Source organism: Kaistella montana (assembly GCF_024436175.1).
In the GTDB taxonomy this organism is placed as follows: Bacteria; Bacteroidota; Bacteroidia; order Flavobacteriales; family Weeksellaceae; genus Kaistella; species Kaistella montana.
Genome location: NZ_JANFQP010000002.1, coordinates 312,843 through 327,666 on the forward strand (window position 1 = coordinate 312,843; position 14,824 = coordinate 327,666).

Below are 14,824 nucleotides of genomic sequence, written 5' to 3' on the forward strand. Positions count from 1 at the left end.
TGCTATATTTGATTGTTTCTATCTTAAAAAACAAGAATTTATTAGGCGCAAGAATAACTGAAAGTTTCCGAAATTTTCCATTTTGGTATTGAAAAGGTGAGTATTTCAGTGCGTTTCTATATCCTTTCAGTGCGAGTTCAGTGCCTATTAGGTGCGCTGTGGATGTGAATAAGGTTATTTTTGGATGGAGACTTTCTTAAATAGTGACGAAAAGATAGCGTATAAAATAGATGGTTGATTTAGTACAAAAGCGCTTTTTCCCATGCCTAGTATTCCCCTAGGTAAAGCCTAGGTAAAGCCTAGGCAAAGCCCAGTCCTAGCCCACCATAAAGGCACTAACCTCCTAACGGCAAAAACAGTCTTTTTCGGCAAAAAAGGTTGTTTCCGGCACAAAAAGTCATTTTCGGCACAAATGGTTTTGAGGTTTAGGAAAGATGCATATATTTGAGTGATGCAAGTTAAAAAAACAAACAATGAACAAAACACTATTGGTAGTACTTCTAGCAATTATCTCGTTGTACTGTCAAGCCCAGAAGGTTGACAAATACAATTTAGGTTTTGAAAGTCAAAAAGATGAAATGATGCTTGCTGATGGTTGGTTTGTTGTGGTTTAGGTTCTTATTTTGTTTCTACATCAACCCCATTTGTAAAGTTCACTAATGGTAATATGGAAAACCCAGGTGAATTCACGTTCACTAAAAATATAGAAATACCAAACCAAGGAAAGACCTACACAGGAAAGCTAATCGTTTTGGTTAACGAGTTGTCGCAAAGTCAAGCAGAATATACTGCAATGGCTTTTAGAGCGGGAGAAAATACAACAATAATTGGAAGTACAACTGCGGGAGCTGATGGAAACGTTTCGACTATTTTGCTTCCTGGCGGACTTCGAACTATGATATCGGGAATAGGAGTTTATTATCCAAACGGAAACTCAAAGAGTTGGAATTGTCCCCGATATTGAAGTAAAACCAACTATAAAAGGAATTAGAGAGGGAAGAGACGAACTTTTAGAAAAAGCAATCGAATTAATCGCAAATGAATAAAAAGATTAGAGTTGATAACTAACCTTTACCTTCGCTCGATTGATCTTTGCCTCTGATCGTTTTGTTTTCAAGACAAGAAACCGAAGGTTCGGCGAAAGCAAATTAAAACCTTTACTTCATCATTACAGACTGCTTTTTCGGAAGCGGTCTTTTTTTGATGATAAAGAAGAATTCATCGTTGCAAAATCTTCTAACTTTAAGCCAAATAATAAATTTATTATCTTTGATAAAAACAAAACCATTGCTTGGACTTCGCAAAGCTGCTAAGCCATTAGCAAAAATACTAAACAAAGATTTCGACATAAATGAAATTAAAAAAAGCTGTGAATTTAAAAATATCATTTTGTATCATGCTGATTTCCAATATCATTTTTGCTCAAAATAGAATTTCTGAAAGACAATATGTTTTTAATAAGGAAAGTGAGGTCTATATTGATTATGACTCATTGAATTCATCACTGCGTTTTACTCCGACTGTAGATGATTTAAAACGTGCTGATTCCATATTTAAATCGGATCTATCTCCTAAAATTGAATATGAAAGTTATTATAGAAATTACGTCGGTTTAAAAATAAGAGGAGACAAAATGATATTTGTAAATCTGAATTGCAAAATGAATGAGAATTTTGAAAAAAATTTGTTTCAACCAAAGGGAGGTGGGAGATGTTACTTTAGGGGTTTAATCAATATTGATAAAAATATTACAGAAAAATTCACAATAAATGCACCCAAATGATGCTACAGGTAACAGAGGTAGCTTTTGCACAACTACCATTCTATCAAAATAATTTGCAAAAGCATAAAACAATTAGGAATTAAGTAAATTAAGAATGCTGAGAGAAAAATCTACAAACCCAATGTGAGCAAGATTTAGTCAGTTTAAAAAAGCAGGCAAAGGAATGTCAAAGGAAAGTATAAGTAATGTCTTGTGGTAGAAATTCCGTAAGCAAATGAAAGACTATATTTTATCGCGATAACGACTGCTTTTCCGGAAGCAGTCTTTTTATTTTTGATTAAATCGCTCAAAAAACATAAATTTGCGAAATATGAATTTTTCCGCTCTCATTCTCGAGTTTCTCAACAAACAAGGCCAGGTGAATATTCCGGGTTTTGGGGTTTTCTATTTAAAGAACTCCAATGCAGCAGTGGACAACGAAAGTGGTCATATTCTACCGCCGGGAAAAGAAGTTGCTTTCCGCACAGAACTCTCTGAAAAAGATAGCAATCTTGTAGATATTGTCGCTCAACAAAGCAGTCTTTCCCGAATAGAAGCCGAAATTGAAGTCAAAAAACTAACCAATTTCTGGAATTCTACCCTTGAAAAAGACGGAAAAATCGCGATTGAAAATATAGGAATATTCTTCCTTGATGACAGCAAACTGCATTTCACCGGTGAAAGAACCGAAAATTTATCTCCGGATTTTTATGGTTTGGAAGAAATTAATCTTTCCCAAATCAAGAATCCACAACCGATAGAAAGTGCAAGAAATGCTGCAAAACCTTACCGTTTCAGCAAAACTGTTTTCTGGCTCGTCCCGATTCTATTGGGAATCGGCGCTATCACCTACCTTGGAATTGCGCAACCGGAAACTATTTTCGGTGAAAAATCTTTCGGAAACGGATTTGGCAAAACCACCGCAAAAAAAGCAAAGAAAGATTCAGCAAAAACCAATTCAGTCGTTGCCAAAAATTTGGCTTTAGACACTATAAAATCAGATTCAATCGCAACCACCATCGCTCCAGTAAAAAAATGGAGTTCGAAAAAAAAATATAATTCTAAATGGAAAAAATCAAAAAAGCGTCGGAATCATTAACCATCATGACGAATATCGTTTTACCCAACGAAACGAACTCTCTCAGAAATCTTTTTGGTGGCGAACTGCTCGCAAGAATGGACCGTTGCGCGTCGATCTCAGCAGCTAGACACTGCGAAAGACGTGTGGTAACCGCTTCTGTAAACCATGTTTCGTTCAATCATCCGATTCCGGAAGGCGGAATTGTGGTGTTGGAATCCAAGGTTTCCCGCGCATTTTCAACCTCAATGGAAATTTATGTAGATGTGTGGTTGGATGATCCCATTAATCAAACAAAAACGCATACGAACGAAGGGATTTACACTTTTGTAGCGGTAGATGAATTCAACCGCCCTATCCCAATTCCTAAAATAGAACCCGAAACGGAAGAAGAAAAACTACGATTTGATGCGGCTATGCGAAGAAAAGAACTTTCATTAATCCTTTCCGGAAGAATGAAACCTTCAGAGTCCATCGAATTGAAAAAACTATTTTCAGAATAAAATGAAAATCCTTCAACTGGATAAAAATCATCCGCTGATTACCGAACAGCTTTCTGCCAAAGGTTTCCATATTGATGATGATTTCAGCTCGTCTTACGATGAAGTTTTAAAAAAAATAGATGCGTACGACGGCATTATTCTCCGCAGCAGAATCCCGATTGACCGCAACTTCATCGAACACGGCAAGAACTTGAAATTCATTGCCCGAGTAGGCGCCGGAATGGAAAATATTGATGGAGAATTTGCTACCAAATCGGGGATTTCATTGATCAGCTCGCCCGAAGGAAACCGTGATTCCGTTGCGGAACACGTTCTGGGAATGCTTCTGATTTTAATGAATCGATTGTTCATCGCTTCCAACGAAGTGAAAAATGGTATCTGGAAACGCGAAGAAAACCGTGGCGACGAACTTCTGGGGAAAACCTTCGGCATCATCGGCTACGGAAATATGGGAAAAGCCGTAGCGAAAAGACTTTCAGGTTTTGGTGTGCAGGTAATTTTCCACGATATTTTACCCAATCTTTCCGACGAGTTTGCAACTCAAGTTTCATTGGAACAACTTCAGGAAGAAGCCGATATTTTGAGTCTGCACCTTCCAATCACTCCCGAAACGCGTTATATTTTCAATACAAAACTGATTTCAGGAATGAAGAAAAACTTCTATTTCGTCAATACCGCGCGAGGTGAAAATGTGAATACTAAAGATTTGGTTGAAGCAATGAAATCCGGGAAAATAAAAGCGGCTTGCCTCGATGTTTTGGAATTTGAGAAACCTTCTTTCGAAAATCTCGATGCTAAAAACGAAGATTTAGAATACCTTTTGCAATCGGAAAACGCCATCGTAACGCCACATATCGCCGGATGGACTGTACAAAGCAAAGAAAAACTGGCGCAAATAATTGTAGATAAGATACTTGCCCAATTTTCGTAATTCTTAACAATTCTTTATGAGTTTTCCGCTCTAAAATTTTAGCAAAATCCCTTATCTTGCGGAGATTTTTTTTCCATAAAATGTATCGATGAATTTATCCCGCAACTTACTTTTCCTGTTTATTCTTGGCTGTTCTCTTATTTCATGTAAAAAAGAAAATTCCACAGAAATCCAACAAAAAACCACATTGCCCAACTACGGAAACGTCGATTTGGATGATGTTTTCAAAAATAAAGACAATCGCCTCAAAAACAAAGATTCAATCGTTTCGGTGATTGATGATTACTACAAAAAAGTCTGGGAAAAAGGCGATTTGTGGGGCGGATTTTTAGTTGCAAAAGGCGACCAAATTCTCTACGAAAGCTACCGCGGTTTTGCGCAAGACAACCAGCAAGAACCGATCAATGACACTGTTGCACTTCACGTCGCTTCCATTTCGAAATCGATTACTGCGATGGCTACGATGAAGTTAGTGGAAGCCGGAAAACTAAATCTGAATGATCCATTGACTAAATTCTTCCCGAAATTCCCATATCCGGAAGTGACGGTTTTCACCCTGCTTTCGCAAAGAAGTGGTTTGCCGAAATATGAATATTTCATTGAAAAAATTCAACCACAACCTGCAGAACTTACCAAAAAATACATCACCAATCAGGATGTACTGAATCTTCTGATTCGTTATCAGCCGGAACTTGCAAGACCGACCAATACTGGTTTTATGTATTGCAACACCAATTACGCATTGTTGGCTTTAATTATAGAAAAAATTACAAAAACTCCATTTCCGGAGGCGATGCAGCAAATTGTTTTCCGTCCGTTGAAGATGAAAAACACCTATATTCTCCAGCAAAAAGACATGGAAAGATCTGCGAAATCCTTTTACCAAAGAGGTCCGAGCGTTTATCCTTATGACCGCCTCGATTTGATTTACGGAGACAAAAATGTATTTACCACACCGAGAGATTTGCTGAATTTTTCTAAAGGAATGTTCGCTGAAAACTTCCTTCGTAAAGATTTAAAAAACATGGTTTTCGAACCACATAGCAACGAAAAACCGGGCGTGAACAACTACGGACTCGGTTTCCGAATGAAAGTTTTCGACAATAACGAAAAACTCACTTATCATAACGGTTGGTGGCACGGAACGAATTCTGTTTTTGCGCATTTGCTGAAATCGAATGTTACGATTATCGCGATTGGGAACAAATATTCGAACCGTGTTTACACTTCGTTGGCGCTTTCCGGGCTGTTTGAAAATTTCCCTGTAGAGAAAGAAAAATTCCAGAAAATCGTGAATGACACGGAAACTTGGAAAATTCAGAGCACTAAAGATTCGCTAAGCACTAATAATGAGTCGTACAGCGAATAATTTTCTTAATTTTGCTCAAAACATTTCAATGAAGAAATTGTGTTTTCTTTTCATTATCAATTTTATTCTGCTTTCCTGCGCGCGAGTTGGTTCGCCGGTTGGAGGTGCAAAAGATTCAATTCCCCCAAAAGTAGTCGGCTCCAATATTGACACAACCCGTGTAAATGTACCGCGTGACATCAAAGAATTGCGCATCGATTTTGACGAATATATCACGCTGAAAGACATCAACAAACAATTGATTATTTCGCCACCGCTGAAGAAAATGACCAAAGTAATTCCTTCCGGAATGGCCAATAAATATTTGCTGATTAAGTGGGAAGATACTTTGCAAGCCAACACCACGTATAATTTCAATTTCGGAAACGCGATTGTAGATAATAACGAAGGAAACCCTCTTCAATACTATAATTTCGCTTTTTCCACCGGGGAAGAAATCAATGATTTATATATCAGTGGGGAAATAAAAAGTTTATTTGAAGATAAAGAAAAGAAATCGGAAGAATCGAACTTGGTTGTTGGACTTTACCAAGAAAAAGACACAATGGATTATCGCCAGAAGCCTTACTACATCACCAAAGCTGATCCTGATGGCTATTTCGAACTGAATTATTTGTCACCTGGAAATTACCATGTAGTCGCTTTTGAAGATGTCAATTCCAATTCTGTATTCGATTCAGGAAAAGAAAAAATAGGGTTTTTAAAGGAAAAAGTGACTTTAGATCAAAATATTTCCGGTCTTAAAATCAATCTTTATCCGTCTCGAAAAGAGCAGAAATATACCGAAATGAAAGAAACTGCGGGCGGAATTCTGATGACTTTCGAAGGCAATCCTGAAAGCGTAAAAGTTCTTTCATTAAATGAGAAACTGAAAGATTACAAAGTTACTCATTCGCCAAAATCGGATTCAATTAACATTTGGTTTGATGCTAAAAAACAAAACCTCGGCAATGAAAATAGTGAAAACTTGAAGTTCAGCTATGATGATGGCAAAAAACAAGATACCGTTTCTGTTTTCTATCGCTATAACGTGAAAAATGAAATGTCGATTTCGAATTCGAAAGGAAATTTGCTGCCGCCCAATCAGGATTTTGTGATTAGTTCCAATTATTTTATTGATCAAATTCAACCAGAGAAATGGTCGCTGGCTTCGGATAGTATTCAACAGGAATTTACGGCAAAAATTTCTGAGAATAATCCTTATGAAATCCACATTAAATCCAATTTTAAAGAAGGAAAAAAATATTCATTAACCGTTCCGAAAGAAACCGTTTCATCTTTCTATGAGACCATCGGAAAATCTTATCGATTTGATTTTGAGGTAGATAAAATTGAAAATTACGGAACATTTCTATTGACCATCAACAATGCTCCGGCACAAAGATTCTGGCTTCAAATGCTGAGCGAAAACGGTAATATAGCTTATTCCAGATATGGAAAAGAGAATGTTTTAACATTAAATTCCTTAAAACCCGGAAAATATAAACTACGGATTTTAGTTGATAATAACGAAAACGGAATTTGGGATTCAGCAGATTTCGGAAAATTAGAATTTGCGGAAGATGTTTTCGTATTTGAAAAACCGGTAGAAATCCGTCCGTTATGGGAAGTACGCGAAACTTGGGATTTGAAAAAAACTGAGGAAAAATCTAAAATTCCAACAGAAGAATCCACAGAAAAACCTATGACAACTCCCCAAAATCCAAGTAAACCTTAATGAAAACCTTCAAGAAAATTGTTTATTGGTCGTTGATCATTCTCGCATTAATTCAGTTCATTCCGGTGGACAGAACCTTAAAACCCATCAATCAGAAAGAGAATTTCGTGGTGGTTTTTAACACACCTAAAAATGTAGAGCAAATCTTAGAAAAAGCCTGCTACGATTGCCATAGCAACGAGACAGTTTATCCAAAATATGCATATGTTGCGCCAATTTCATGGTCAATTCAGCACCACATCAATGAAGGGCGAGAACATTTGAATTTTTCTGAATGGGGAAAATTCAATCAAGATTTAAAGAAGAACATGCTGGAAAACAGTGCACGTTCTGTGAAAGATTATTCAATGCCTTTTCCCGGCTATATTTCACAACATCCGGAAGCAAATCTCACCAAGGCAGAACGAGTTTTGCTTGTAGATTATTTTGAAGGAATCTTGAAATCCGGAAAATACTGATTCTTACTTTCTTACCTGTCTTGGTCTGTTGAAAATCGACAGAATTACTCCGGCAAAAAGTCCAATCGTTTTAAGCCCAGAAAACTGGGAATCTTGAGGTAAAAAGGCACCGATAACACATATCGCTGCTGCAGCATACATCGGATAAACGAAATTTTTGTTCACCAAAGTTGGAGCCTGCAAAAAGAAACTCGCTCCAATCAAAACATAAAATATTTTGTTGTAAAGCAAATTATTAATTTCCGGGGAGAAAAGATTGAAAAAACCTACGATCAGGCAAAGTAATGCCGCGATAGAAAGTATTCCTTGTATGGTTTGGGTATTGGTATTCATTTAGTAGCTTTCAGTTTTGTTAGGAAAATCGATGGCTTTCACATCTTTTACATATTGAGAAACGGCACCTGTAATTTCGGTGTATAAATCGAGATATCTTCTTAAAAATTTCGGAGAGAAACCTTGATTCATCCCCACCATATCGTGGTATACAAGCACTTGTCCGTCACAATCTGGCCCAGCTCCAATTCCGATGGTAGGAATAGAAATGCTTTCAGAAACTTTCTTCGCCAACTCGGCAGGAATTTTCTCTAAAACCAAAGCAAAACACCCAAGTTCTTCTAAAAGCTTGGCATCAGAGAGCAATTTTTCAGCTTCTGCATCTTCTTTGGCTCTCACTTTATAGGTTCCGAATTGATAAATAGATTGCGGAGTTAAACCCAAATGCCCCATCACAGGAATTCCGGCATTAACGATCTTCTTAATGGATTTTTGAATCTCTAGTCCACCTTCAATTTTGATGGCATGAGCACCACCTTCTTTCATCATTCTCACTGCAGATTCCAAAGCTTTCTCAGAATTGCTTTGATAGGAACCAAATGGTAAATCTGCAACAATCAGTGCTCTTTCTACGCCTCGAACCACACATTGGGTATGATAAATCATTTGATCAAGGGTAATAGGCAAAGTAGTTTCGTGACCCGCCATCACATTTGCAGCAGAATCTCCAATCAGGATAGAATCTACACCACCTGCATCCACCATTCTTGCTGTGGTATAATCATATGCTGTGAGCATTGTGATTTTTTCTTTGTCGAATTTCATTTTTCGCAAAGTTTCGGTGGTGATTTTTTTTATTTCAGAATGTACAGACATATTGTTGTGGTATAAGCAATTAATAAAAAAGTTACTTTTATAATAAAGTAACATGACCTAATTTAATGAGCTTTTCGTGGTTTAAGATTTTAATGTTTCTTCCCTCTACCTCGATCAATTCATCTTGTTTAAACTCAGAAATCAGGCGGATTGCGCTTTCGGTAGCTGTACCGATGATGTTGGCAATTTCTTCGCGTGTTAAAGAGATTTTGATGAAGCCTTCAGGATCTGTCCCTAATTTCTGCTCCAATAACAATAAGATTTCCGCAAGTCTTTCTCGAACGGTTTTTTGTGCAAGAAAAGTAACGGTATTCGAAGATTCTCCCAATTCGAAAGCGATTTTCTGTAGCATAACAAAAGAGAGTTTGGGCGCCACTTCCAACAAATGGAGAAAGATAGAAGACGGTAAAAACTTAGCTTCTACTTCGGTCATCGCTTCTGCTTTCGCTTGGAAATCTTCCCCACAAAGCAATGATCTATAGCCAATCAAATCTCCTTCTTTGATGAAACGGAGGATTTGCTCTTTACCATAAACTCCTTGTTTTGATAGCTTTGCAGTTCCCTTGCTTAAAAAATAAACTCCACTTGGTGTTCCCCCATCCTCGAAGATGGTTTCACCTTTATGAAATTTCAGAACTTGTTTGGCTGAGAGGTATGTAGCATAATCTTCGGGAGAGAGCATTTCTTTGAAAGAATCTTCGCTGAAAATTTCCCGTAAGCTTTCCTCAATAAGTGTTTGTTTTCGTAAAGACATGTTTTTATGACATTTATCAGCAAAAATAGGGTTTTTAAAACCCAGTCACAAATTTATTTATCATAATTTTGCAAGTCAAATTTTAAGGAAAGTGTCTGAAAACTGTTTTCATTGTGGCCAGGATATTGAGAAAGAGCGCATTGCATTTGATGATAAAATCTTCTGTTGCAACGGGTGCAAATCGGTATACGAAATACTGAATATCAATAATTTAAGTAATTTCTACGAGCTCAATAAACGTTCAGGAATTCGCCCCGATGACGAGCACACCTCACAATTCGATTACCTAGATTCTCCAGAGGTTTTCAGCACTGTAACCGATTTCTCTGAAGGAAAAACCAGTTTGGTCACCTTCAAAATTCCGGTGATTCATTGCTCTTCCTGCATTTGGCTATTAGAAAGCCTGCATACCATCAACCGAAATATCAATTATTCTCAGGTCAATTTTACCCGAAAAAACGTGCAGATTTCTTTCAATCACGAAGAACTGAAATTGAGCGAACTCGCCAAATTCCTTACCAATTTAGGTTATAAACCTGTTGTAAACCTAGAAACTGCCGATAAAAAGGAAGAATTTCTTGATAAAACTTTGCTCATCAAATTGGCAATCGCTGGTTTCGCTTTCGGCAATGGGATGTTTTTCAGTTTGCCTGAATATACAAGTCAATGGTCCGGAACCACTGATTATTGGATGGAAACTTACAAAAATCTGTTCCGATTCATCATGTTTCTTTTAGCAACTCCAGTAGTATTTTATTCAGCTTCAGATTATTTCAAATCTGCTTGGTATGGCCTGAAAAATAAAATCGTCAACATTGATGTACCGATTGTATTGGGAATTATCATGCTCTACGGACGCAGTATTTATGAGGCTCTCACGGATTATGGAGCAGGATATTTCGATACTTTATGCGGACTTTTATTTTTTATGTTGCTCGGAAAAGTTTTCCAAAAACGAACTTATAGCGCACTGGCCTACGACAGAGATTACAAATCTTTTTACCCGATTGCCGTAACCAAAGTCGATTTCGATGGTAAACAAGAAAATATTTTGCTCTCCGAACTGAAAATTGGTGATAGAATTATGGTAAGAAATCAGGAAATCATTCCTGTTGATGGTATTTTGATTAATGGTGAAGGCAATATCGACAACAGTTTTATCACTGGTGAAAGTGCATCAATCCCGAAAAAGCCTGGCGATAAAATCTTTGCTGGTGGAAAACAACTAGGATCTGTTCTGGAACTCGAAGTCATCAAAACGGTTAATCAAAGTTATCTGACCCAACTTTGGAACAAAGAAGCTTTCAAAAAACATGAAACCGGACTAGACACATTGACCAATGAAATCTCTAAATATTTTACTTTCATTATTTTAGGAATCACTTTAGTTGCCGGAATTTATTGGGGAAGAATTGATTTCGAAAAGATGTTTCAGGTAGTTGCAGCGATTCTCATCATTGCCTGTCCTTGTGCTTTAGCGCTTTCGGCTCCGTTTACTTTTGGGCATGTGATGCGAATTTTGGGAAGAAATAAATTCTATGTAAAAGACACTCTCACGATTGAAAAACTCTCGAAAATCGACACTCTGGTTTTCGATAAAACCGGAACGATTACTCATCATAAAAAATCGAATATCAAATTTGAAGGTTCTGAAATTCAGGAATTTGACTTAAAAAATATTAAAAGTTTATTTAAAAACTCCAATCATCCATTATCGAAATCGATTTATGAATTTTTGGAAGTAAATGATGAATATTTTCCTATTGAAACCTTCCGGGAAATTCCTGGTAAAGGTTATGAAGCCACTGTTCGAGGCCATCACTACAAAATAGGATCAGCAAAACTGATCGGACAAAATTCCGAAAACCTTGAAACTGCCGTTTACATCAGCAAAAATGACGAATTTTTAGGAAAATATGTTTTTAAAAATGAATACCGCAACAATTTAAATTCATTATTTACAACCCTCGATCATTACCAAGTTCATATTTTAAGTGGCGACAATTCTTCTGAGGAAAACCAACTAAGAGCAATGATTCCTAATGTTTCAGGCATGGCTTTCAATCAAAGTCCGGAAGATAAACTCAATTACATCAAAAAACTTCAGGATCACCAACAAAAGGTAATGATGCTGGGTGACGGATTAAATGATGCGGGAGCGCTGAAACAAAGCAACGTAGGAATTGCGATTGCTGATGACACCAATTCTTTCACCCCTTCATCGGATGTGATTATGGCAGGCGAAAAACTGACAGATTTAAAAAAATATTTGCTGTTTTCTAAAGATGCGATGACGATTGTGAAAATTACCTTTGGAATTAGTTTCATGTACAACATTATCGGATTGGGATTTGCGATCAGTGGTCACATGTCACCTCTATTTGCCGCGATATTGATGCCGATAAGCTCGATCAGTGTTGTTGCGTTCACATCCGTTTCGACTTGGGCAAGAAGCACCAAGTATTTCAAAATCAGGAAGTAAAATAGGTAAATTTTATTTAGAAATGTTTTAAATTAACTAAATTTAACATTTAATGATTATTATCATTATTTTTCGCTAAATTTGGGGGCGTTTTAAACGTTAATTTTGCATAAAAATGGACATCTTATATTTAATGATTCTTTGCAGCGTGACCTTAGCTGTTATCTTTTTGATCATTTTTATTGTCAATGCAAAAAGAGGTCAGTTTGAAGATGATGAATCTCCTGCAGTGAGAATTCTATTGGATTCCGAGATCATACAGGATGAGCCAGAAAAAGAGGACAAAAAATAAAAAATATAGCAGAAAAAAGTGATTAGTTTATATGGAAACACAAAAATTTAGTTATGACAACAGCATTGTGCGGGCGTTTCTCTATGCAACCATAGTTTTCGGACTTGTAGGTTTCTTATTGGGTCTTACTGCGGCATTAATGCTTTTCTATCCGGAACTTCCTGAATTTTTCTTTGGGACAGATGATGCCACCATCAAAAGTTTGCAGAGCGGTAATCTTCAAGGATTGATTAACACACATGGTGCCTTTGGTTTTGGAAGAATCCGAATGCTTCACACCAGTGCGGTAATTTTCGCGTTTGTAGCCAATGGTTTTTTTGCCGGTGCATACTATTCAATGCAGAGATTATTAAAAACAAGAATGTGGAGCGATACCCTTTCTTGGATTCATTTCTGGGGATGGCAACTGATGATTGTTGCAGTAGTAATCACTTTCTTAATGGGAATCAACACTTCCAAAGAATATGCAGAACATGAATGGCCTATTGATATTTTAATCACGGTAATTTGGGTGATTTTTGGTATCAATATGATCGGAACGATTGCTATTAGAAGAGTTCGTCACCTTTATGTTGCCATTTGGTTCTATTTAGGAACTTGGGTAGCAGTAGCAATGTTGCATATTTTCAATAACTTAGAAGTTCCTTTATCTTTCACAGGTTGGAAATCTTATTCAGCTTATGCAGGGGTAAAAGATGCTTTAGTACAATGGTGGTATGGTCATAATGCGGTTGCGTTTGTATTGACAACGCCAATCCTTGGTTTGATGTATTATTTCTTACCAAAAGCAGCTGACAGACCAGTATTTTCTTATAAATTATCAATTATCCACTTCTGGTCATTAATCTTTGTTTATATTTGGGCTGGTCCACACCACTTGCAATATACTGCGGTACCAGGTTGGGCACAGGCATTGGCTACAGGATTCTCTATCATGCTAATCGCTCCATCTTGGGGTGGAATGTTGAATGGACTTCTTACCTTAAGAGGTGCATGGGATAAAGTAAGAGAAAATCCTGTACTTAAATTCTTTGTAGTAGCGGTAACTTGTTACGGTATGGCTACATTTGAAGGGCCATTATTGGCAACTAAAACATTAAATAAAATTGGTCACTATACCGATTGGGTTATTGGTCACGTTCATATCGGAGCATTAGGATGGAACGGATTCATGACTTTTGGTATGATCTATTATTTATTGCCAATCCTTTGGAGAACCAAACTTTGGTCTGTAAAATTGGCTAACTGGCATTTCTGGTTAGGAACATTGGGTGTTATTTTCTATGCCGTTCCTCTTTATATCTCCGGATTCACCCAAGGGTTGATGTGGAAACAATTTAACCCAGATGGAACTTTAGTTTACAAAAACTGGTTGGATACTGTAACTGCAATTATTCCTTATTACCAAATGAGATTTGTAGGTGGTGTGCTTTATATTTCCGGAGCTATTTTAATGGTTGTAAACGTAATTGCTACAGTAAGAAGCGGATCTTTCCAAAAAGAAGTACCTGCAGAAGCTCCAGCACTTGCTGATGTAACCAAGAAAAGAAAAGAAGGCGAAGGTTTCCACCTTTGGTTGGAAAGAACTCCACTTTTATTAACAGTATTATCATTCGTAGCAGTAGCAATTGGTGGATTTATTGAAATTGTACCTACCCTACTTATTAAAGAAAATGTACCGACAATTGCAGCAGTAAAACCATATTCACCGCTGGAATTAGAAGGTAGAGATTTATATATCAGAGAAGGCTGTAACGCTTGTCATAGCCAAATGATAAGACCTTTCCGTGATGAAGTAGTAAGATTCAACGGTAAAAACGGACAGTATTCCAAAGCTGGCGAATTTATCTACGATAGACCATTCCTTTGGGGATCTAAAAGAACCGGTCCGGATTTGCACAGAGAAGGTGGTAAAAACCCAAGTTCTTGGCATTATAAACACATGCTGAACCCTAGAGTAACCTCTGCAGGTTCTATCATGCCACGTTATCCTTGGTTAATTGCTAATGATTTGGACAGAAGTAAAATGGTATCTAAACTCGAATTGATGAAAAATACTTTCGATGTACCATATACCAAAGCTCAAATTGATACGGCTAATCAGTGGGCAGATAACCAAGCTGCACATATCGTAAAGCAAATCTATTCTGAAGCTGCCGATGTAAAAGTAGCTTACGAAAAAAGAAAAGCGGACGAAGGAGCAAACTTTACTCCTCTAGAGAAAAAAGAAATTGTCGCGCTTATCGCTTATCTGCAAAGATTAGGAACAGATATCAAAACCACTGAAATAAAAACAGCTAGTAACAATTAATCTTAATAATCGTATTCA

16 protein-coding genes are annotated in these 14,824 nt (G+C 37.1%); 12 read left to right on the top strand and 4 right to left on the bottom strand.

The genetic code is table 11. The features are described from left to right. Positions 1–473 precede the first annotated feature (473 nt). Positions 474–614 carry a hypothetical protein gene (locus NOV28_RS07600; protein ID WP_255929337.1) on the top strand — a complete coding sequence of 47 codons (141 nt, stop codon included), beginning with the start codon at positions 474–476 and terminating at the stop codon, positions 612–614. A gap of 53 nt (positions 615–667) precedes the next feature. Further along, on the top strand, positions 668–964 hold the full coding sequence (locus tag NOV28_RS07605) for a S41 family peptidase (RefSeq protein ID WP_369413219.1): 297 nt from the start codon (positions 668–670) through the stop codon (positions 962–964). Positions 965–1,157: 193 nt separating this feature from the next. Here NOV28_RS07605 and NOV28_RS07610 read toward each other — a convergent pair whose 3' ends face one another. Next, entirely contained in the window at positions 1,158–1,349 is a 192-nt protein-coding gene (locus tag NOV28_RS07610; RefSeq protein WP_255929339.1) for a hypothetical protein, read from the bottom strand. A gap of 2 nt (positions 1,350–1,351) precedes the next feature. Between NOV28_RS07610 and NOV28_RS07615 the strand changes: the two genes are divergently transcribed. The 7 genes from NOV28_RS07615 (at position 1,352) to NOV28_RS07645 (ending at position 7,818) form a co-directional block, all read left to right on the top strand. Next, on the top strand, positions 1,352–1,783 hold the full coding sequence (locus tag NOV28_RS07615; RefSeq protein ID WP_255929341.1) for a hypothetical protein: 432 nt from the start codon (positions 1,352–1,354) through the stop codon (positions 1,781–1,783). A 310-nt stretch (positions 1,784–2,093) separates the two neighbouring features. Further along, complete coding sequence (locus NOV28_RS07620) at positions 2,094–2,861, top strand: HU domain-containing protein (RefSeq protein WP_255929343.1); 768 nt, start codon at positions 2,094–2,096, stop codon at positions 2,859–2,861. Then, the gene (locus NOV28_RS07625; RefSeq protein WP_255929345.1) at positions 2,828–3,343 is read left to right on the top strand and encodes an acyl-CoA thioesterase; all 516 of its coding nucleotides are present in this window, start codon (positions 2,828–2,830) and stop codon (positions 3,341–3,343) included. Before NOV28_RS07620 ends, NOV28_RS07625 begins: the two co-directional genes overlap by 34 nt. Before the next feature lies 1 nt (position 3,344). Beyond that, the gene (locus NOV28_RS07630; RefSeq protein ID WP_255929347.1) at positions 3,345–4,274 is read left to right on the top strand and encodes a 2-hydroxyacid dehydrogenase; all 930 of its coding nucleotides are present in this window, start codon (positions 3,345–3,347) and stop codon (positions 4,272–4,274) included. 88 nt (positions 4,275–4,362) lie between these two features. Continuing rightward, the gene (locus NOV28_RS07635) at positions 4,363–5,643 is read left to right on the top strand and encodes a serine hydrolase domain-containing protein (RefSeq protein WP_255929349.1); all 1,281 of its coding nucleotides are present in this window, start codon (positions 4,363–4,365) and stop codon (positions 5,641–5,643) included. A 28-nt stretch (positions 5,644–5,671) separates the two neighbouring features. Beyond that, on the top strand, positions 5,672–7,360 hold the full coding sequence (locus NOV28_RS07640; protein ID WP_255929352.1) for an Ig-like domain-containing domain: 1,689 nt from the start codon (positions 5,672–5,674) through the stop codon (positions 7,358–7,360). After that, positions 7,360–7,818: a heme-binding domain-containing protein gene (locus tag NOV28_RS07645; protein WP_255929354.1), complete on the top strand. Its 459-nt coding sequence runs from the start codon at positions 7,360–7,362 to the stop codon at positions 7,816–7,818. The genes NOV28_RS07640 and NOV28_RS07645 overlap by 1 nt, the downstream gene beginning before the upstream one ends. Positions 7,819–7,821: 3 nt before the next feature. Here the strand turns inward: NOV28_RS07645 and NOV28_RS07650 are convergent, their stop codons facing one another. The 3 genes from NOV28_RS07650 to NOV28_RS07660 are packed head-to-tail and all read right to left on the bottom strand — an operon-like array spanning position 7,822 to position 9,721. Next, entirely contained in the window at positions 7,822–8,151 is a 330-nt protein-coding gene (locus tag NOV28_RS07650; RefSeq protein ID WP_255929356.1) for a hypothetical protein, read from the bottom strand. Further along, the gene (panB, locus tag NOV28_RS07655; protein ID WP_255929358.1) at positions 8,152–8,967 is read right to left on the bottom strand and encodes a 3-methyl-2-oxobutanoate hydroxymethyltransferase; all 816 of its coding nucleotides are present in this window, start codon (positions 8,965–8,967) and stop codon (positions 8,152–8,154) included. Between the two features lie 37 nt (positions 8,968–9,004). Beyond that, entirely contained in the window at positions 9,005–9,721 is a 717-nt protein-coding gene (locus NOV28_RS07660; protein WP_255929360.1) for a Crp/Fnr family transcriptional regulator, read from the bottom strand. 91 nt (positions 9,722–9,812) lie between these two features. Between NOV28_RS07660 and NOV28_RS07665 the strand changes: the two genes are divergently transcribed. The 3 genes from NOV28_RS07665 to ccoN all read left to right on the top strand — a co-directional run bounded on the left by NOV28_RS07665 (position 9,813) and on the right by ccoN (position 14,806). Further along, complete coding sequence (locus tag NOV28_RS07665) at positions 9,813–12,203, top strand: heavy metal translocating P-type ATPase (protein WP_255929362.1); 2,391 nt, start codon at positions 9,813–9,815, stop codon at positions 12,201–12,203. A gap of 115 nt (positions 12,204–12,318) precedes the next feature. Continuing rightward, positions 12,319–12,495, top strand: coding sequence for a cbb3-type cytochrome oxidase assembly protein CcoS (gene ccoS, locus NOV28_RS07670; RefSeq protein WP_255929364.1), 177 nt, complete (start codon positions 12,319–12,321; stop codon positions 12,493–12,495). Positions 12,496–12,526: 31 nt separating this feature from the next. Further along, positions 12,527–14,806, top strand: a complete 2,280-nt coding sequence (gene ccoN, locus NOV28_RS07675; RefSeq protein WP_255929366.1) for a cytochrome-c oxidase, cbb3-type subunit I — start codon at positions 12,527–12,529, stop codon at positions 14,804–14,806. Positions 14,807–14,824: the final 18 nt, after the last annotated feature.